This window comes from Streptomyces sp. ERV7 (genome assembly GCF_001653515.1).
GTDB lineage: Bacteria > Actinomycetota > Actinomycetes > Streptomycetales > Streptomycetaceae > Streptomyces.
This window is the reverse complement of sequence record NZ_LYOY01000040.1, coordinates 755,902-774,220: the sequence shown is the minus strand read 5'-3', so window position 1 is coordinate 774,220 and position 18,319 is coordinate 755,902. Positions and strand designations below refer to the sequence as shown.

14 protein-coding genes and 3 pseudogenes are annotated in these 18,319 nt (G+C 67.4%); 8 read left to right on the top strand and 9 right to left on the bottom strand.

What is annotated here, in order from left to right; translation table 11 throughout:
• Nucleotides 1-115 precede the first annotated feature (115 nt).
• Nucleotides 116-769 carry a dihydrofolate reductase family protein gene (locus A8W25_RS18045; protein WP_067162726.1) on the top strand — a complete coding sequence of 218 codons (654 nt, stop codon included), beginning with the start codon at nt 116-118 and terminating at the stop codon, nt 767-769.
• Between the two features lie 260 nt (nt 770-1,029).
• On the opposite strand, the gene A8W25_RS18040 is transcribed toward A8W25_RS18045, so the two are convergent.
• Nucleotides 1,030-1,371: a hypothetical protein gene (locus A8W25_RS18040; protein ID WP_067162724.1), complete on the bottom strand. Its 342-nt coding sequence runs from the start codon at nt 1,369-1,371 to the stop codon at nt 1,030-1,032.
• A gap of 155 nt (nt 1,372-1,526) precedes the next feature.
• Here A8W25_RS18040 and A8W25_RS18035 point away from each other — a divergent pair, with 155 nt between their 5' ends.
• Nucleotides 1,527-2,117, top strand: coding sequence for a DUF6461 domain-containing protein (locus A8W25_RS18035; RefSeq protein ID WP_234386492.1), 591 nt, complete (start codon nt 1,527-1,529; stop codon nt 2,115-2,117).
• 171 nt (nt 2,118-2,288) lie between these two features.
• On the opposite strand, the gene A8W25_RS18030 is transcribed toward A8W25_RS18035, so the two are convergent.
• The 8 genes and pseudogenes from A8W25_RS18030 to A8W25_RS35730 all read right to left on the bottom strand — a co-directional run.
• Complete coding sequence (locus tag A8W25_RS18030) at nt 2,289-6,704, bottom strand: hypothetical protein (protein WP_067162721.1); 4,416 nt, start codon at nt 6,702-6,704, stop codon at nt 2,289-2,291.
• 44 nt (nt 6,705-6,748) lie between these two features.
• Nucleotides 6,749-7,267: an AMIN-like domain-containing (lipo)protein gene (locus A8W25_RS35740; RefSeq protein ID WP_420708476.1), complete on the bottom strand. Its 519-nt coding sequence runs from the start codon at nt 7,265-7,267 to the stop codon at nt 6,749-6,751.
• Nucleotides 7,268-7,550: 283 nt separating this feature from the next.
• Nucleotides 7,551-8,453 carry a hypothetical protein gene (locus A8W25_RS18020; protein ID WP_158942605.1) on the bottom strand — a complete coding sequence of 301 codons (903 nt, stop codon included), beginning with the start codon at nt 8,451-8,453 and terminating at the stop codon, nt 7,551-7,553.
• Nucleotides 8,454-8,498: 45 nt separating this feature from the next.
• Nucleotides 8,499-8,993, bottom strand: coding sequence for a hypothetical protein (locus A8W25_RS34040; protein WP_158942603.1), 495 nt, complete (start codon nt 8,991-8,993; stop codon nt 8,499-8,501).
• Nucleotides 8,994-9,245: 252 nt separating this feature from the next.
• The gene (locus A8W25_RS18015) at nt 9,246-9,899 is read right to left on the bottom strand and encodes a hypothetical protein (protein ID WP_067162715.1); all 654 of its coding nucleotides are present in this window, start codon (nt 9,897-9,899) and stop codon (nt 9,246-9,248) included.
• Between the two features lie 1,112 nt (nt 9,900-11,011).
• Nucleotides 11,012-11,467, bottom strand: a complete 456-nt coding sequence (locus A8W25_RS34995; protein ID WP_234386490.1) for a hypothetical protein — start codon at nt 11,465-11,467, stop codon at nt 11,012-11,014.
• Nucleotides 11,468-11,481: 14 nt separating this feature from the next.
• Nucleotides 11,482-11,589, bottom strand: coding sequence for a CGNR zinc finger domain-containing protein (locus tag A8W25_RS35735; protein ID WP_420708502.1), 108 nt, complete (start codon nt 11,587-11,589; stop codon nt 11,482-11,484).
• 113 nt (nt 11,590-11,702) lie between these two features.
• Nucleotides 11,703-12,086: pseudogene (locus A8W25_RS35730) on the bottom strand (ABATE domain-containing protein); the annotation flags it as partial.
• Between the two features lie 122 nt (nt 12,087-12,208).
• Between A8W25_RS35730 and A8W25_RS34990 the strand changes: the two are divergent.
• The 6 genes and pseudogenes from A8W25_RS34990 to A8W25_RS17990 all read left to right on the top strand — a co-directional run bounded on the left by A8W25_RS34990 (nt 12,209) and on the right by A8W25_RS17990 (nt 18,310).
• Nucleotides 12,209-12,820 (top strand): MFS transporter, encoded by a 612-nt coding sequence (locus A8W25_RS34990; RefSeq protein WP_079126156.1) that lies wholly within the window; start codon nt 12,209-12,211, stop codon nt 12,818-12,820.
• A pseudogene (locus A8W25_RS18005) lies at nt 12,757-13,434 on the top strand (TIGR03084 family metal-binding protein); the annotation flags it as partial. The gene A8W25_RS34990 and the pseudogene A8W25_RS18005, both read left to right, overlap by 64 nt.
• Nucleotides 13,434-15,116, top strand: coding sequence for an acyclic terpene utilization AtuA family protein (locus tag A8W25_RS18000; RefSeq protein WP_067162710.1), 1,683 nt, complete (start codon nt 13,434-13,436; stop codon nt 15,114-15,116). The pseudogene A8W25_RS18005 and the gene A8W25_RS18000, both read left to right, overlap by 1 nt.
• A gap of 16 nt (nt 15,117-15,132) precedes the next feature.
• Nucleotides 15,133-16,734: an acyl-CoA carboxylase subunit beta gene (locus A8W25_RS17995; RefSeq protein ID WP_067162708.1), complete on the top strand. Its 1,602-nt coding sequence runs from the start codon at nt 15,133-15,135 to the stop codon at nt 16,732-16,734.
• Nucleotides 16,735-16,741: 7 nt separating this feature from the next.
• Nucleotides 16,742-17,050: pseudogene (locus A8W25_RS35585) on the top strand (biotin carboxylase N-terminal domain-containing protein); the annotation flags it as partial.
• Between the two features lie 108 nt (nt 17,051-17,158).
• Nucleotides 17,159-18,310, top strand: a complete 1,152-nt coding sequence (locus A8W25_RS17990; protein WP_324616274.1) for an acyl-CoA dehydrogenase family protein — start codon at nt 17,159-17,161, stop codon at nt 18,308-18,310.
• Nucleotides 18,311-18,319: the final 9 nt, after the last annotated feature.

Below are 18,319 nucleotides of genomic sequence, written 5' to 3'. Positions count from 1 at the left end.
GACACGGGTGTCAGGTTCAAGTCGTGGCGTGGCGGTCGGGGGTGGTCACTGTCGCAGCGATGAGTTTGCGCGGGCCGGACAGTCACACCGTCATCGACAACCCTGGAGGGAACACGTGACTCAGCTACTGAGGGTCCAGAACTTCAACGTCTCAAGCGACGGTATCGGCGCGGGTGCCGCCGAGGACCAGAGCCTGGAGAGCCCGTTCGGCCTGCCCAATGCGGGCGAGTTGTTCGGCTGGGCGGGGGCGACGGCGAGCTGGCCGATGCGTACCGATGCCGGGGGCGGCCGGGGCCTGGACGACTACTTCACGCGGGACTTCGCACGCAACATCGGTGCGGAGATCATGGGCCGCAACAAGTTCGGGCCGCAGCGGGGGCCGTGGGAGAACGAGGAGTGGCGGGGCTGGTGGGGCGACGAACCGCCGTTCCACACACCGGTGTTCGTGATGACGCACCACAAACGGCCGTCGTTCACGTTGTCCGACACGACGTTCCATTTCGTGGATGGTGACCCGGCGGCGGTGCTGGCGCAGGCGCGGGAGGCGGCGCGGGGCCAGGATGTCCGCCTGGGTGGCGGGGTGACGACGATCCGGCAGTTCCTCGATGCGGATTTGGTCGACACGATGCATGTGGCGGTGTCGCCGCAACTTCGGCTGGGGTCGGGTATCCGGCTGTGGGAGTCCCCGGATGAGCTGCGGGACCGCTTCCATCTGGAGGTGGTGCCGAGTGCGAGTGGGGTGGTGCATCACTTGTTCTGGCGGAGGTGAGGCGGGGGCTCGCGCGCTCTTGATGATCGACCGACGGACGACTTCCGTGTGGGAAAAGGGGGAGTAAAGTCGGGTGTGAGTGAGGTCCTGCGGCATCCCCCGAACGCAGGACCTCACTCCTCTTTCCTGGGCCTGGGCGGACGTAGGTATGGACGTGGTCCCTCCGCCACGAATGGCCCCCAGAAGCCCGACATCCCGTCCCTGCCCCTGTGGACCACTATCCCAGCCGCCTTCGTCGTGACCTTCGTCCTAGGCGAGCACTACGGCTTCGTGTGATGGCAGCGGTTTGCCGCCATGACCGCAATCGGCCTCGGCCTCGAAGCGACCAACCAAGCAGTACGGTGCACGATCTGCAACAAGTAGGGCGTCAGCTGCAACTGTTCCACCAGGGCTTCGTCGTCACGTGACAGGGCAATGGCCGGTACTGGCTCACCAATGTCGGGGAACGAGCCCAGGACAACGTCGATCGCCAGGGCGTTGCCCGGCTCGTCGTACAGTGCTACTGGCCAGCGGCGGTTCCCGTCAGAGACGCGCCGTTTCCACTCAGCGTGCTGCCACTCGGGCACGGTGACAGGCATCTCGGGTGGGGGAATGAACTGCATCGAGTTGAGTGAACTCCGATGGGCCGGGCGGGTGTTCTGTGGCATCGTGGCATCCGGAGAGGTGCAGCCGTCAGGGTTGTCGAATCATCGGCCGTCCGGATGGGTCGCCTTCCGCTCGCCCTTCACGGTTCGCCAACTGAAAGAAGATACGTGGGATGACTGTCGGCATCTCCTGGATTCTTGAGCCCTACGCGGTAGATTGCCTCACGTTTGTTCGCGGGATCGGATTAACCGATCTAGCCAATCGGTTACACCCTGGGGCCGGGGGTCGACTGCCTCTGATGAGTACGGAAGAGGCCAGGGAATTGATCGAATCATCACAGACTCAGCGCATCGCCCTGCTCGGGCAGTCCGGCGGGTGGGCGTTCGCCGTGGAGTATGGCGATGCTGTGGCCTCAGCACCTCATGGGATGGAACAGCTGTCCGCAGGGGGTGTGGAGGCGGTGAGCTTTCACCTGATGCCGTGGGAGCCGCCGTCAGTTTTCACCTACTATAAAAACGGGGTGAAAGTGTGCCAGTTCGGGCTTGGCGAGGAATCGCGTCGATGGGGAGTTAATCCAGACCTATTGGTTGATCGACTCTCAGCGGCCGGCGTACTCCATTCCGGGGGCAGCAGCACACAAGAACTGGGGGGCGATCAGCACGCGACCACGAGCCTGCAGGTCATCACAGATTTCTTCGAGATCAGCCTCCGGCGTAGCCAGCTGGAAGAGAGCAGGCTCAGCGCGGTTGACTATCGGCAGTAACTTTCCTCACGGTGCCGCAGGGGCCACATCCATGTTCCCGATACGCTAAGAGGAACACAAATGGTAGACGTTTCACCACGGTCATCCCATACTCAACCTTCATGCGAAAATTCGCGACCGCAGAAGAGGCTGACGGGTTCGCGTGAATTCCGTCAGCCTCTCCTGATTCATCTACCTGGCGTCACTGGGACGGAATGTGCAGCTGTCCGCATTATATACGCAGTGCTCGAATCCCGAGAGACCGAGCCAGAAAGGCTCGTTGTCCAGTAACCTCTTCGAGGGCACGAAGCCACCGTTTCGACCGAATGGCGCCATCGCCCCTGTATTCTGGTCGAGGGGTATGCTCGCCCGCCCGCACTTTGCCTTCCAGATTGCGGGATCATCCGCATCCACCTCGGGCGCATCAGCAGTGTCACGGTCATCTAGGCGGATAGTCCACTGGTTTTGTGACTGATCGGGTGGCGCCGCGTGCAGTTGGACGCATTCATCCCCTGAGTCCACTTTGTTGGCCCCTCCCGTGAGGCCGCCGCTCTCGTAGGTGGTGGCGAAGGCATATTCGTCACAGCTGCCTGACGGCGTCGAGGGATGCGCATCCCAGTTGGTGGGGCAGATGACATCGCGGTTTCCCCTCTGGCCGTCTGCGAGATAGTGCAGCGGCTTCTTCCTCTCCTTGCTCCCCGGGTGGCTGGCCAGCTTCTCGCGCATAAGCCAGTAGTAGGCTCCTGCGGCGGGATACCGCTTGGTGGGAATGGGATACGTGGGGATGTACGTGGAGAAGACACATCCAGGGCTTACCGTGCCCTTGGTGATGTTGTCGCACCGAACGGTGAGGTCGCCCAAGGTGCCCCCGAGGTCATGGTTCGCGATGAGGGGGGTGACGGACGCGCGGCCGGTCAGCATCCACCCGAGGTCGAACTTCTCCTCACCCGTTCCGCCCCACTTGGTCTGGTAGAGGCCCTTGGCTGTGTGGAGGTCCTTGGTATTCCAGCTGGGTTCGCCCGTCCAGACCTTGGGCGACTGTGGGCAGTCTGCCCCGCAGGTGTTTGTCGTGTCCCACGAGACGGTTACCTGTCCGAGTGTCGGGTCGACCCGGGTAGGAACGATGTTGATGTACTGGTCGAACTCGTTGAGGTTTGGGTGCAGTTTAATCTGCATCTCCATCACGAAGTCGGCCCAGCCCAGCTCTTTCCCGTTCTCCATCCAGAAGAGGGAGACATTGGAGATCTTCCGCAAGCAGGCTTCAGTTCGAGTGTAGTAGTCGTTTCCCGGGGACATTGGGGCGCACCAGGACACGATGTCCCCTGCCGCAGACGGACTTTTACTGCCAACTCGTTTCTGCGGGGCACTCTTTTTGTCGGAACTGAGCCGCATGCAGAGTGTGCGTCCCTTGGCGTCGCGCGGCGAGCAACGGTCACCAAGACCGGGTACGGCTCCCCGTGCGGCGCTCGTTCCGGTGTTTCGGTTCGCGCGAATGGGCTGGTCATCGAAACCGGGCAGATCGGCCTGTGGTTCGCCATCGGGGATCGAGACGAGGGGCATGATGCCGAGATCCTGTGGATCGCCGGGCTCGAACGCGACAGCGTCGAAGGCGATGTCGTCGTCACCCGTTCCGTTGGAGGTGATCGTGGTCAACGCCATCTCGGGTATGGCGGCGTTGAAGCGGTATGAACCGAGGGATACCCAACGGTTCGCTGCTCCCTTCTGGTTGATCGTCTTTTTCTTGATGCCGTTGACGGTCTTGATCTCGTACTGCGCGTAGGCGGTCTGTGCTCCGTGGTCGGGAAGGTGAACCCACACCCTCGCCATGGCCTTGGGCAGTCGGTTCTTCAACTTCCATGTGCCGGTGATCTTCAGGCGTTGTCCCTTGGCATCGTTCTGGCGTGTGTGGCCGTAGTAGAAGTGGCCGCCGAAGCCTGCGCCGAGCTGGTGGAGGTCGACCTTGGAGGGGTAGACCGATTCGGTGCCGTTGTTGCCGAAGGCGAAGGCAAAGCTGCCGGAGTTTGTCCAGGTGTTGGTGCAGCCGGGCCGGGGGACGGGGGTGCCGGTGGGGACGTCGTCGACGATGAGGGCGTTGGAGGGCAGGCCGCTGGTGGTGCAGTTGGGCGGGTAGGCGGTGCCGTCGGCTTCCTCGGGGTAGGTGTTGTTGAAGCGCATGAACTCATACCCGCAGGTGGTGACGCAGTCCGTCTTCCAGGTGGCGGGCTTGCTCCACCAGCATTTGAAGTCCGCACGCCCGCAGGGGCCGCTGGTGGCAGAGTCGTTGGTGGCGGAGTCGGAGATCCGGCTCGGGTTGCAGGTGTTCGAGGTGTCGCAGAACAGGTCCTCGGGTGCCTTCACGTGAGCGCGGTTGTACTTGGCGCTGCCCTTGGTGGTGACGCCGTCGTTAGTGCCGTTCCAGGAGGCGGCGCGGAAGGCGGGCACCATCTTGCCGGGGGATTCCAGGAAGGCCGGTGGATGGGCGGCGAAGCCGAGGACCTTCTCCTGGTAGGGCCAGTTCTGCGGGCGGGCGGCGGCGCTGGCGTCGTCGTCGCCGTTGGCGTTCTCCATGAACGGCAGGCGTCCGGCGTCCCATTCGGGGTTGGCGGGGTTGTTGGCCCAGCCCAGGCCCCAGGGGGACCCGTCGCTGGTCTTGGGGTGGAAGCCGGAGTTGTAGGCCCACAGGGCGAAGTACCAGTTCTCCGGGCGGGCGGAAGTGCCGTGGTTGGCGATGAGGCCGGCGGCGCGGGTCTCGTTCCACTTGGAGATCAGGGTCTGCAGTCCGGCGGAGATGTTGGCGGTGTAGTCCAGGGCCGCGGCGCGCTGCTTCTGGTAGTCCCAGGCGGTACCACCGTGGCCGTCCTCACGGCCGGCCATGCGCATGTGGTCGGTGATCTGGGTGATGCCGTAACCGCAGTCGGCGTTGGCGAAGTTGACGTCCCAGTCGTTGCCGGAGTCGCCGTCGTAGAGGTTGATGCCGTAGTAGTTGCCGATCAGCGGGTTGGCGGTGACGCCGGGCACGGCCTCGCGGCCGGCCTGCCACATGTTGGATTCCTGTGTGGCCACCCCGAGCATGACCTGCGCGATCGCCCTGTCCCCGCCCTCGACGACGGGGTTGAGGAAGAGGCTCTGCGGTGCGTATTCGGGCATGCCGAGGTTCTTCCAGTTTGCTGGTCGTTTCACCAACGTGTTCAGGTTGCCGGTGACCGCCTGGTCCACGGCCCACTCCACCTGCCGCGGCTTGGGCTGCATCGCCTGGTTGCGGGGATCGTTACGCGGCACGGAGCAGGTGCGCTCGGCCTCGACCGGATCGGTGGGCGAACTGGCCGCCGCGGCGCCTTTCGCCTTCGCGGTGGCGGGGCGGTGGGTGTGGCTGGTCAGGGCCGGGGATGCCGCGCGCCCCTGGGCCGGGTGGGAGGTGGTGCGGTGGGTCGGGTCGACGGTGAACGCGGCCTGCCGGCCGGTGGTGGCCATGGTGAGGGCGAGTTTCACCGGGCGGGCCCTGTCGGCATCACCAGGAGGCAGGAGCGTCCCCTTGCCATCGGCCCACTCGGGCGGTTGCAGGAAGCCGTCACCCTTGGTCGTGACCAGGACGTCCTTGCGGGCGCCGACGAGCTGGGCCACGGCGGTCGGCAGTGCCGTCTTCGGGGCGAGGCGAGTATTGCCTGCGATGTACACCGTGCTGGCGCTGCGCACCAGGCCCGTCTCGGCTGCCAGGCCCTCGGCGAGCAGGGTCGGCTGGGTGCGGCGGGCATCGGGGTGTGTCACGGCGGCTGCGGTGATCCGTTTGACGGTGCTGGTGGTGCCCTTCTTGTCCAGGAACACGACGCCGCCGTCACCATCTGGCGTCAGCCGGTAGGGCACGCCCACGGTCCGGGCGAGCGCCGTTCGGCGGCCTTGGCCGTCGACCTGGATGAGCTCGGCGCCGGACGCAGCAACGATTCTGCCGTCGGCGGCCGGGATGGCGGAGGTGACCTGCCCCTTGGTTTCGATCGGCGCGGTGAGTTTCCCGGCGGTGGTATCCAGCTGGATCAGCCGGGTACCGGGCCTGTCCTCACCGCCGGACTGGGTCAGCACCACACTCTCACCGGTCCCGCAGCCCGGGTTGTAGTACGACAGCGACGCCAGCAGATCCAGCTTATTGACCTGGCCCGTGTCGAGGTCAACGATCGCAGTAAACCCTCCGCGGGCCATCAGCTGCGGCTTATTGGTGAATGTACGCGGCGCATACACCACCACCGCCCGCTTACCCGAGCCGGTGACACACGTGTTGCCGATCCAGGCATCCGCATCGAACCCGGGCTCGGACAAGGTGGCCGCCGTCTTCCAGGCGTATCCATCTTTTTGATCGGCGGTCAGGATGTGGAAGCCATCGGCGTCCCCGCTGGTGGTCCAAGCCCGGTCCCCCGACCGGCTCCACTCCTTGCCAAGCAGCTGCGCGCGCTCGCCCGGCGGGACCACAGCCGGGTCGGCCACCGGTCCGGTCCGCTCAGACGCTGCCTGGTTTGTGGGGGCGGCGACCGACGATATCTGGGTCAGGCTGGTGAGTACCGCTGTTGCGGCCAACACCGCTAAGCAGGTTTGTTTTCTCCTTGTGCGTTTCAACGCCATCTCCTCATGGGTGACTTATGACGTGACGGGAAGGCGCGGGCGCATCAGTGGTAGACGTCGATGACGAGCCGGTTGGGCGAGGTCAAGGTGAAGACCCGGTAGCGCGAGTAGTCCCCCAGGGACAGCGCGGCGGTGAGGTGGCCTTCCCACTCCCCCATCAGCTCGACTCCCGTGAGCGACGGCAGAGCAAAGCTCTGTGACGGAGGACCGGTGAAGGTAGGCGTGCCGCGATCGTCCACGGTGTGTGCGGGCTGGATATCCAGGTACAGGTAGGACTTGCCTGGAATCTGAACATGCTTGGACTCGCCGCTCGCCCCGACATAAGCATCTGGGCTGTCGGACGCGGTCTCCCGTATGCGCACTGATCCGTCCGTCAGATCGAAGACAAGACGGTCGAAATCTGGGTGCGCTCCTGCCCGGACGGCAAGCAAACAGGCGGAGTGGGCACAGACCGGCGCAGACGAGGCTGTGTGCGCCCAGGCAGGTCCTGAACCGATGGCGGTCAGGCAGACCAGCGCGGCCACTGCTGTCGCGGACCGGCGGATGAGATGGCTTTTGGGCATGGCTCTCCTGATGAGGTTGAGTGTGTGCGCTCCACGGGCAGCACTCGGCGAATGAGTGCTGCACTATCCATGGGGCTATCGAGCGGGGACAGCGGTGGGCGCCCACGGAGGCCTGTGGCTGACCCCAGACGTGGCGCGAGGCGGCTACACGCCTTGGGCATACGTGGCAGGCTCGTGAATTCGGGGGACAGCGGGCTGCCCCTATCGCCTGTCCATCGGAGCCGGTGCCGAGACCGCAGGGGGTGTCCGCGTCATGCGCGGACACCCCCGTGGTGTCGCTGTGTTAGCGGCGTGCGGTGGCAAAGGACTTCGCCTTTGCCACCGTCTCCTCGTTGGCGGTCTTTACGAACGCCAGTGCGGACTGGTTCGCCTTGATTGCCTTGGTCTGCAGCGCCGACTCGGCGTCAAACCAGGTCTTTTCCACGTGGTTCTGTGTACGGCAGGCAATGTCCGCCTTGGCTGTGGCGATCTCCAAGTCCGTTACTGTGTAAGGGTCGTTGAAGCGCGGGTCGTCGCCGGCGTCCATCGGCTTGCTGTAGGAGTAGCCCTTCGCTTTCATGCACGAGGACCACTGGGCGAACGCGGCGACCACCTGGGGTTCTTTGACGGACTCCTTGAAGGAATCTGCCTTGATCTTCTGGACGAGGTCCGACGCGACGACCGCGGGGACCGTGCCGCTCGCGGACAGGGCGCAACTCTCCTCCGCCTTGGGGTCGGCCCCGGACTTGTCCACGGCCCCGGCCATCATGGCCTTGTCGTATGCGATCTGCTCGGCGGCATCGGGGTGATATCCGCGTTTGGCGGCCAGCGCGGCATCGTGGATGCCGTACCGCCAGTCCGTCTCGGTCTTTCCCCCCAGGGCAGGCAGGTCGGGTGCCGGAGTCCACTGGGGGAAGCCCGCCCGCTCCATGCATACGTCGATCACCTGGTCGCGGCTGACGCCCACCAGGCGCGCGTCCGCCTTGCTGACCATGTACGCCTCAACGGGCAGATGCCACGTGGCGGGATTGCCAGGATCCGAAGGCGCGACTGCCGCGTTGGCCAAGCTTTTCTGATGTGCGGGCGGCTGCTTCGCGCCGTCTTTCGATGAAGAATTCGCCGATAAACCCGCGACCGCGACTGCGCCCACCGCCAGCGCCGCAACAATCGGCACTGCGACCTTGCCGACCGTACGTGTAGAGCTCATTCCTGCATCCTTCCCTTTATCGTGACCACAGATGCTCTTGGTCGGCTAATTGTAGGTCCACTGAAAGGATGCATTCTCGTTGTAGACCTTTCGGAACTGCCCTGTGCTCTGGTATGGGGCCAGGGCATCCTGATTGCCCTTGTATCCGCTGTTGTAGTACACCCGCGACCAGTACTTGTAGTGGCTGTTCTCTGCCGCCGCCGCATTGTTCTTGATGCGCTCCCCAGACCCCTTTGGAGGCGAGCTCGCGCCACCGCTGCAGAATCTGAGCGGATGCGAATGACCGTCACCGGGGCGCAGCGCGTCAAAGTCGTACACGCTGTAGCCGATGTTCCTCCAAGCCCCGCTGGGGCCGGAGTTGTAGAAGATGGAGAATTTGTACGATGAATCACCCGGAGAGCTGCACAGGACGTCCCAACTCGCTCCGAGGTTCAGGGTGTCCGCGTCGGGGCCTTGAGGCACTGGGTCATCAGCAAGGGCCGGGGCTGCTGCAAGAAATACAGCAGCCGCACTTATCGCGATTGCAGCTATTTTGTGCATGATTCCCTTCCGTAAGGCAACGGCGCCCCCTTGCAGGGCGACTCCGAAGCGTTGAATTTCGGCCACTCATCCACCCCCAGGCGCCGAATGAAAGTGTTGCTGGATTCTCGCGGGAGACATAAGTCGACTGTAACGTCCTGACGTCAGCCGCGGGCGGCATCGAACAAATGTATGGGGTGGACCGTTCGGTATTGGCCGATGCCGATCAGGCCATTCTGTACTTATATACTGCTGCTGAGCTGCGGCGATTCTTCACGGTGTTCGCGTAGAGTGATCGAACAGGCCATTCCGCTCGCTGCGGTGCGTCTCATTCCGTGCGGCTATGGGCCGCAACGTGCATGGCGATTCGGCCGTTCCTCGACGCCTTTCGGTACCGCCTGCTCCGATGACGGCTGACAGGTCGGTTCCATCCTCACACCCGTTCTGGACCTCTCCGTCGTGCGCGATGTGTTGGTGGCGGGGTCCTTCAGCCTGGGTGAAAAGGAAGCGGTATTCCTCCAGGCCCGTGATGGGGTAGACCTTGCCCATCAGCTCCTCGAACCTCGCGGCGGACGTGTCGCCGCCCTTCCGCCACACACGCAGCACGTACCTGGCGTCGGGCCGGAGGTTGATGCGCATCCGCATCTCCGGGCCGTCGATAGTGGCGAGGATGACGTGGCCGCTGGCGCTGACGTAGGGCCACCCGCCGAGTTGGTCGAGGTCCGGTCCCGGAGACCACAGAGGCCCGTCCTGCAGAGTCAACTCGACCGTGGTCTCGTGCGACTGAGCGTTGCTGAGGATGCGGACGGCACCAGGTTCGACGATGACCGGCTCATCGGACCATGGGAGCTCCAGCCACGAAGGACGCGGCGGTTCATCTGGGCGGAGTTGCTCGCCCAGGCCGAAGACTGAGCGATCGATGTACACGGCTCCCCTCGCCTTGGAGACAGCACCACTGCTCATGAAGTCACGCTATCCGTTCGGCGGTAGAGGGCATGAGGGTCATCTAGACCCGGACCGACGGGACCCTGGGAACCTGCGAGCGGCCCGCTCATGCCCGGTGGCAATTACCTGCGTGCGTTGCTGAAGGATGACCGCCGTCTCGCGGTGAGACATGTCGAAAGAGTGATTCCCGCCGTCGGGACGGTACCGAGCCACGGCGAAGGCGGGCTCAATGCCATGGCCGCCGACTTCCTTTCCTGAGCAGGGAGGTGAGCTGACAGTCACGTCCGTAAGGGTGTGAGACAGCTCGCCGCGGAGAACCATCGAGTCGCACGCCCAGCAATGGTCATGGGTATCAGCATCACTGCTGTCCACCTGCCAGACATGCAGGAAAAGCCTGGTGGAGCCATCGGGCGTCCGCGCGACAGGGAGTTTGACGAACCCGTTGGGGTGAACGATGGCTCGTGCGTCGCCTGGAGGTAGAAGCACACCAGTCAAACGACCCTCAAGCGCCACCGAAAGCGCCTCAGCAGCCAACTCGCCGCTCATGCGTGGCGTAGCACTTGGACGCGCTAGCGCATCGCCGCCCGTGATGCCCTCTGGGGCGAGTTGCGGTCCAGCGGCGTCATTGGTCAACATCCGTCCCATGGACTCCCCTTGAACACGCGTGGTGTCAGTTCAGCGGCCCGACAGGCCTCGACTCTGAGGGACGAGGCGCAGACCGCTCATGACCTGGCGGTGCATCGCGTGGCACCCGCCCGCGGGGGACTCGCTCTCACGTGTGTCCGCTCAGGTCCTGCAGCCCGCCCGACCTGCCGCAAGAGAGACCCAGCGAAACGATCAACAGCTTCACACGCATACAAGCCGTTTTGGGGACATACCCGCTCCATTCGAGGCGAGCAATAGTTCACTTATCTGCCACCTGAACATGCAGATCGGGTCCAGTGTTCTGCGCGCAGGCGGGATCCATCCCTGCTGCGCGGTGCGCTGCCTCGACGTCTGGCCCCTCTCGCATGCGGGATTGGTTCTTCGAAGCGGTAGCCTTCGGGGTCCCTGCATGCACGGAGGTGGTCGCCGTCGAAGACTTCCGTTCCAGATCAGTGGCCGTGGAACCGCGCGACATGCCCTTCCAGCACCGAGACGATCTGCTGCAGATCCCCGCCGGACGGCACCGCCCACTCCGTCGCGTCCCCGCCCTCCAGCGCCCGTTCACTACTGAAGCGCACCAGACCCGGGGTCGGCACCATGCTTGTACGCAGCCACAAGGCAAACTGTGCGGCCTCCGAAGCAGAGACCCCGACCAGGGTGATGACGGCACTGCCCTCGACCGGCGTGTTCGCGACACCCTCGACCCACACCCCAGGACCGACCTCAACCTCGAAATCGACCACCGTCTTGTCCCGCAGGTGACTGGCACGGTACTTCGTAAACGCCTCCGAAAACGAGGTGGTGAGGACGTGAACGAAGCCTTCCACCGTCATCTGCCAAGAAGCCGCGTCGCCCACGGGCGGATGAAACAGGAACGTCGTCCTGATATCGGGCGGCGTACCCAATTCCTGACTGCCCCTCATGGCGCGTAACGCGCGACTCGGTCCCGCTCCGCATAATGCCGAGCCGCCCGCACCCGATTACCGCAGCGATCCGAGCACCAGCGCCGCGCCGCGTGGGAGCGGATGAACAGGCGGGGGCAGCCCGCGCGCCGCAGGCCGAGAGTTTGGTCGCCGATGACCCCGTCAGTAGCGCCGCTCCGTCCTCGGCCAGCTGCGTCAGCGCCGCCTCCAGTCGCGTTCCCGGCCTCTCCCCCACTGCCAGGCGCGGGCCCGTCGCGCTCCAGGCCAGCTCACGTACGCCCGGCGCCGCCGCCAACGCCTCGTTGAAGCATTCCAGGGCTTGTTCCGCCGGGCGTTCGCCCTCGATGTGCGCGCTGAAGACCGTTCTCGTGGCTTCGCGCAGCAGGCGGAGCTGCCGCAGTTCCGCCTGGGTCATCGCCCCCACGGGGCCAAGCCCCCGCTCCCGCAGCCACCGACCCGCAGCCGCCGCGTCCGGCAGCCCCTCGTAAGGGCCGCCCGGTAGTTCGAACTCGGTGTTGACCAGGGCCAGCGAGTGGTGCTCGGCCTCGCCGGGGGCTGGGCCTTGTGCTGAGGGAGATCGTTCGGCGGCGTCCACAGCCATAACGGTATCAGTTGAGATTTGCCGTGACTCCGCGTACGGTCACGCTGGCTTACAACGGCAAATAGCACTCTTCTCCGTTAGAGCGAACGCTCGCGGTGAGGGCACCTACCTAGGAACAACCCATGACACCAACCGACAAGCACAAGCGCCTCAACCTCCGTTTCATCGCGCTCGCCATCGGCATGTTCGCCATCGGCACCGACAGCTTCGTGGTCGCCGGCATCCTGCCGAGCGTCGCCGAGGACCTGAACGTCGGCGTTCCCACCAGCGCCGAACTCATCACCGCCTACGCCCTCGCCTACGCGATCCTGTCGCCGCTCGTGGCCTCGGTCGCCGGGCGCGCCTCCCGCAAGCTGCTGCTCATCGGCGGGCTCGCCGTCTTCGTCGTCGGCAACGTCGGCACCGGGCTCGCCCCCACCTTCGAAGCAGCCATGGCCTTCCGCGTCGTCGCGGCGCTCGGCGGCGCCATGTTCACCCCCACCGCCGCAGGCGCCGTCGTCGCCCTGGCCGGGCCCGAGAAGCGGGCCACCGCCCTGTCGATCCTCTTCGGCGGGCTCAGCGCCGCCACCGCCCTCGGCTCCCCCATCGGCACCGCCATCAGCGGAATCACCGACTGGCGCGGCACCATGATGTTCGTCGCCGCCGTCGGCGCGCTCGCCGCCGTCGCCGGTGGAGCGTCGGCCACCAGATCGCTCATCTCGCCTGGACCGACCGCGCCGCCCTGCTCGCCGTGACCGACCCCGACGCCTTCGCCGCCGAGGTCGAGAAGGCCGCCGCCGCCCCGGACACGTTCGTGGACGAGGGTGCGGAGGCGGGGGCCCGGCTCCCGGCCGACGAGCTGCTGCGGCGCTGGCGGGACGGCCGCGCCCGGCTCCAGCACGCCCTGCGCACCGCCCCGCCCGGCGCCCGCTTCCCGTGGTACGGCCCGCCCATGTCCACCGCCTCCATGGCCACCGGCCGGCTCATGGAGACCTGGGCGCACGGCCAGGACGTGTGGGACGCCCTCGGCCGCACCCGGCAGCCCACCGACCGGCTGCGCCATGTCGCCCGGATCGGCATCCGAGCCCGGGACTTCGCCTTCGCCGTGCGCGGACTCGCCGCGCCCGCAGAGGAGTTCCGGGTCGAGCTGACGAGCCCCGATGGCCGGCGGACCTGGGCGTACGGCCCCGACACCGCCCCCCAGCGCGTCACCGGCCCCGCCCTCGACTTCTGCCTCCTCGTCACCCAGCGCGTCCACCGCTCCGACACCGCCGTACGCGCCGAAGGAGCCGACGCCGACCGCTGGCTCGACATCGCCCAGGCCTTCGCCGGGCCCGCCGGTCCCGGACGCGCGCCCAAGGGGGCCTGATGCGCCGGCCCCTGCGCATCGGCAACGCCTCCGGCTTCTACGGCGACCGCTTCGACGCCCTGCGCGAGATGCTCACCGGCGGCCCGCTCGACGTGCTCACCGGGGACTACCTAGCCGAGCTCACCATGCTCATCCTGGGCCGCGACCGGCTCAAGGACGCCCGCCTCGGCTATGCCAAGACCTTCCTGCGGCAGCTGGAGGAGTGTCTGGCGATCGCCCATGAAGGTGGGGTGCGGATCGTCGCCAACGCGGGCGGGCTCAACCCCGCCGGGCTCGCGGACGCCATCCGGGAGCTGGCCGCCCGCGTCGGTGTACCGAGCCGAGTCGCGTACGTCGAAGGCGACGGCCTGCCCCTTCCGCCCGGCGCCCTCACCGCCAACGCCTACCTCGGCGGCACCGGCATCACCGCCTGCCTCGAAGCCGGGGCCGATGTCGTCGTCACCGGGCGGGTGACGGACGCGGCCCTGGTCACCGGCCCGGCCGCCTGGTGGCACGGGTGGGGGCCCGAGGAGTACGACGCCCTCGCCGGAGCCGTCGTCGCCGGGCACGTCCTGGAGTGCGGGACCCAGGCGACCGGCGGCAACTACTCCTTCTTCGGCGACCACGACCTGCGCCGCCCCGGCTTCCCCCTCGCCGAGATCCACGCCGACGGCAGCAGTGTCATCGGCAAACATCCCGGTACGGGTGGCGTCGTCGACATCGGGACCGTCACCGCGCAGCTCCTGTACGAGACCGGCGGCGCCCGGTACGCCGGGCCCGACGTCACCGCCCGCCTCGACACCGTACGGCTGGAGCGGGAAGGCCCGGACCGGGTGCGGATCAGCGGGGTGCGCGGGGAGGCCCCGCCTCCCACCCTCAAGGCCGGCCGCACCCGCATCGGCGGCTGGCGCAACGAGGTCGTCTTCGTGCTCACCGGGCTCGATGTCGAGGCCAAGGCCGCCCTCGTCCGTGCGCAGGTGGAGGAGGCTTTCGGGCGTGCCAAGTCCCGGCCCCGGCACGTGAAGTGGGAGCTCGCGCGCACCGATCGGGCGGACGCCGGCACCGAAGAGACCGCCAGCGCCCTCCTGCGGCTCGTCGTCCGCGACCCCGACCCGGACGCCGTCGGCCGTACCGTCAGCGCCGCCGCCATCGAGCTCGCCCTCGGCAGCTATCCGGGCTTCCACGTCACGGCCCCGCCCGCCAAGGGCACGCCGTACGGGGTGTTCGAGGCCCACCACATCCCGGCGGCCGAGGTCGTGCACACCGCCGTGCTGCCCGACGGTGTACGGCAGGTGCTGGCCCATCCCGTACGGACGCGGGTCCTTGAGGCCGTTCCCCCGCCCCCGCTGCCCGACCCGCTGCCGGCCGGTCCCACCCGACGCGTCCCCCTCGGCCTCGTCGTCGGCGCCCGCAGCGGTGACAAGGGCGGTGACGCGAACGTCGGCGTCTGGGCGCGCTCGGACGCCGCCTGGGCCTGGCTCGCCCACACCCTCACCACGGACCGGGTGCGCGAACTGCTCCCGGAGTGCGCCGGGTTGGACGTCGAGCGGCACGTCTTCCCCCGTCTTCGCGCCCTCAACTTCACCGTCCACGGCCTCCTCGGCGAGGGCGTCGCCTCGCAGGCCCGTTTCGACCCCCAGGCCAAGGCGCTCGGCGAGTGGCTGCGCTCGCGCCATCTGGACATACCGGAGGCTCTGCTGTGATCCCGGAGGTACTGCTGTGACCCTCCTGCCCACCGCGCTCGACACCGCAGGGGCCGAGTACGCCGCCCACCGCGACGCCATGCTCGCCAAGCTGGCCGAGCTCGACGCCGAGCACGCCAAGGCGCTCGCGGGCGGCGGCGCCAAGTACACCGAACGCCACCACCGGCGCGGCAAGCTGCTCGCCCGCGAGCGCATCGAGCTGCTCGTCGACCCGGACACCCCGTTCCTGGAGCTGTCGCCGCTGGCCGCCTGGGGGAGCGCGTACCCCGTCGGCGCCTCGATGGTCACCGGGATCGGGGTCGTCGAGGGGGTGGAGTGCCTGATCACCGCCAACGACCCGACCGTGCGCGGCGGGGCCTCCAACCCGTGGACGCTGAAGAAGGCGCTGCGGGCCAATGAGATCGCGTACGCCAACCGGCTGCCCTGCATCAGCCTCGTCGAGTCCGGCGGCGCCGATCTGCCCTCCCAGAAGGAGATCTTCATCCCGGGCGGGGCGCTCTTCCGCGACATCACCCGGCTCTCCGCCGCCGGGATCCCGACCATCGCGGTGGTGTTCGGCAACTCGACCGCCGGTGGCGCGTACGTACCCGGGATGTCCGACCACACCGTCATGATCAAGGAGCGGTCGAAGGTCTTCCTCGGCGGGCCGCCGCTGGTCAAGATGGCCACCGGCGAGGAGAGCGACGACGAGTCGCTCGGCGGCGCCGAGATGCACGCCCGCACCTCCGGCCTCGCCGACCACTACGCGGTGGACGAGCAGGACGCCCTGCGCCAGGCCCGGCGCATCGTCGCCCGCCTCAACCACCGCAAGGCGCACCCGGACCCGGGCCCTGTCCACGAGCCGCCCAAGTACGCCGAGGACGAGCTGCTCGGGATCGTGCCCGGGGACCTCAAGACGCCCTTCGACCCGCGCGAGGTGATCGCCCGGCTCGTCGACGGCTCCGACTTCGACGAGTTCAAGCCGCTCTACGGGCCGAGCCTGGTCACCGGCTGGGCCCGGCTGCACGGCTATCCCGTCGGCATCCTCGCCAACGCCCAGGGCGTGCTGTTCTCCGCCGAGTCGCAGAAGGCCGCCCAGTTCATCCAGCTAGCCAACCAGCGCGACATCCCGCTGCTCTTCCTCCACAACACCACCGGCTACATGGTCGGCAAGGAGTACGAGCAGGGCGGGATCATCAAGCACGGCGCCATGATGATCAACGCGGTCAGCAACTCGAAGGTGCCGCATCTGTCGGTGCTCATGGGCGCCTCCTACGGCGCCGGGCACTACGGCATGTGCGGGCGCGCCTACGACCCCCGCTTCCTCTTCGCCTGGCCCGGCGCCAAGTCCGCCGTCATGGGGCCGCAGCAGCTCGCGGGCGTGCTGTCGATCGTCGCCCGCGCCTCCGCGCAGGCCAAGGGGCAGCCCTACGACGACGAGGCGGACGCCGGGCTGCGCGCCATGGTCGAGCAGCAGATCGAGGCCGAGTCCCTGCCGACGTTCCTGTCCGGGCGGCTGTACGACGACGGGGTCATCGACCCCCGCGACACCCGCACCGTCCTCGGCATCTGTCTGTCCGCCGTCCACACGGCCCCGGTCGAAGGCGCGCGCGGCGGCTTCGGCATCTTCAGGATGTGAGGCGCTGATGATCCAGTCCGTTCTTGTCGCCAACCGGGCCGAGATAGCCTCCCGGGTCTTTCGCACCTGCCGTGACCTGGGGATCTCCACGGTCGCCGTGTACTCCGACCCGGACGCGTCGCTGCCGTACGTCCAGGAGGCCGACGCGGCCGTGCGGCTGCCGGGGGCCGCGCCCGCCGAGACGTATCTGCGCGGCGACCTGATCGTGAAGGCGGCCCTCGCCGCCGGTGCGGACGCCGTGCACCCCGGGTACGGGTTCCTCTCCGAGAGCGCCGGTTTCGCGCAGGCGGTCGTCGACGCCGGGCTGACCTGGATCCTCCGGCACCCTCACCGCGCTCCACGCCGCCCCCGGCCGCCAGGTCGAGGTCGGCGCCCTGCTCGCCGTCGTCCAGGACGCACCCGAAGCACAGGAGGACCAGCCGTCATGACCGCACCACGAAGCAGCGCCATGGAGAGCCAGGAACTCAAGGACCTGCGGGCCGCGGTGGCGGCCCTGGGGCAGCGGCACGGCCGCGGGCACGACCGGGAGGCGCTGTGGGCCGACGCCGCCAAGCTCGGCTACCTCGGGGTGAACCTGCCCGAGGAGTACGGCGGCGGAGGCGGCGGCATGGCCGAACTCTCCATCGTCCTTGAGGAGTTGGGCGCCGCCGGGTGTCCGCTGCTCATGATGGTGGTCTCGCCCGCGATCTGCGGCACGGTCATCGCCCGGTTCGGCACCGAGGAGCAGAAGCGCGCCTGGCTGCCGGGGCTCGCGGACGGCTCGCGGACCATGGCGTTCGGCATCACCGAGCCCGACGCCGGCTCCAACTCGCACCGCATCACCACCACCGCCCGGCGCGACGAGGAGACCGGCGGCTGGATCCTCACCGGACGCAAGGTCTTCATCTCCGGCGTGGACATCGCGGACGCCACCTTGATCGTCGGCCGCACCGAGGACGCCCGGACGGGAAGTCTGAAGCCGTGCCTGTTCATCGTCCCGCGCGACACCCCGGGCTTCGGGCGCACGCGGATCGACATGGAACTCCAGGCCCAGGAGAAGCAGTTCGAGCTGGTCCTCGACGAGGTGCGGCTGCCCGCCGAGTCGCTCGTCGGCGACGAGGACGCCGGGCTGCTCCAGCTCTTCGCCGGGCTCAACCCCGAACGGATCATGACGGCCGCCTTCGCGATCGGCATGGGCCGCTACGCGCTGGCGCGGGCGATCACGTACGCGAGCGAGCGGCAGGTGTGGAAGACGCCCATAGGCGCCCACCAGGCCATCGCCCATCCGCTCGCCCAGGCGCACATCGAGCTGGAGCTGGCCCGGCTGATGATGCAGAAGGCGGCCGCGCTCTACGACGCGGGCGACGACATGGGCGCGGGGGAGGCCGCCAACATGGCCAAGTACGCGGCGGCCGAGGCCTGTGTCAAGGCCGTCGACCAGGCCGTGCACACCCTCGGCGGCAACGGCCTGACCCGCGAGTACGGGCTCGCGGCGCTCGTCACGGCGGCGCGCGTGGCCAGGATCGCGCCGGTCAGCCGCGAGATGATCCTCAACTATGTCTCGCATCAGACGCTGGGTCTTCCCAAGTCCTACTAGCCGTACTAG

Bases quoted from the DNA above. Each gene is read 5' to 3' on its own strand.
- A8W25_RS18020 (WP_158942605.1), bottom strand. From the start codon at position 8,453: ATGAGCTCTACACGTACGGTCGGCAAGGTCGCAGTGCCGATTGTTGCG.
- A8W25_RS35740 (WP_420708476.1), bottom strand. From the start codon at position 7,267: ATGCCCAAAAGCCATCTCATCCGCCGGTCCGCGACAGCAGTGGCCGCG.
- A8W25_RS18035 (WP_234386492.1), top strand. From the start codon at position 1,527: ATGACTGTCGGCATCTCCTGGATTCTTGAGCCCTACGCGGTAGATTGC.
- A8W25_RS34040 (WP_158942603.1), bottom strand. From the start codon at position 8,993: ATGCACAAAATAGCTGCAATCGCGATAAGTGCGGCTGCTGTATTTCTT.
- A8W25_RS34990 (WP_079126156.1), top strand. From the start codon at position 12,209: ATGACACCAACCGACAAGCACAAGCGCCTCAACCTCCGTTTCATCGCG.
- A8W25_RS18040 (WP_067162724.1), bottom strand. From the start codon at position 1,371: ATGCAGTTCATTCCCCCACCCGAGATGCCTGTCACCGTGCCCGAGTGG.
- A8W25_RS17990 (WP_324616274.1), top strand. From the start codon at position 17,159: ATGACCGCACCACGAAGCAGCGCCATGGAGAGCCAGGAACTCAAGGAC.
- A8W25_RS18030 (WP_067162721.1), bottom strand. From the start codon at position 6,704: ATGGCGTTGAAACGCACAAGGAGAAAACAAACCTGCTTAGCGGTGTTG.
- A8W25_RS18000 (WP_067162710.1), top strand. From the start codon at position 13,434: ATGCGCCGGCCCCTGCGCATCGGCAACGCCTCCGGCTTCTACGGCGAC.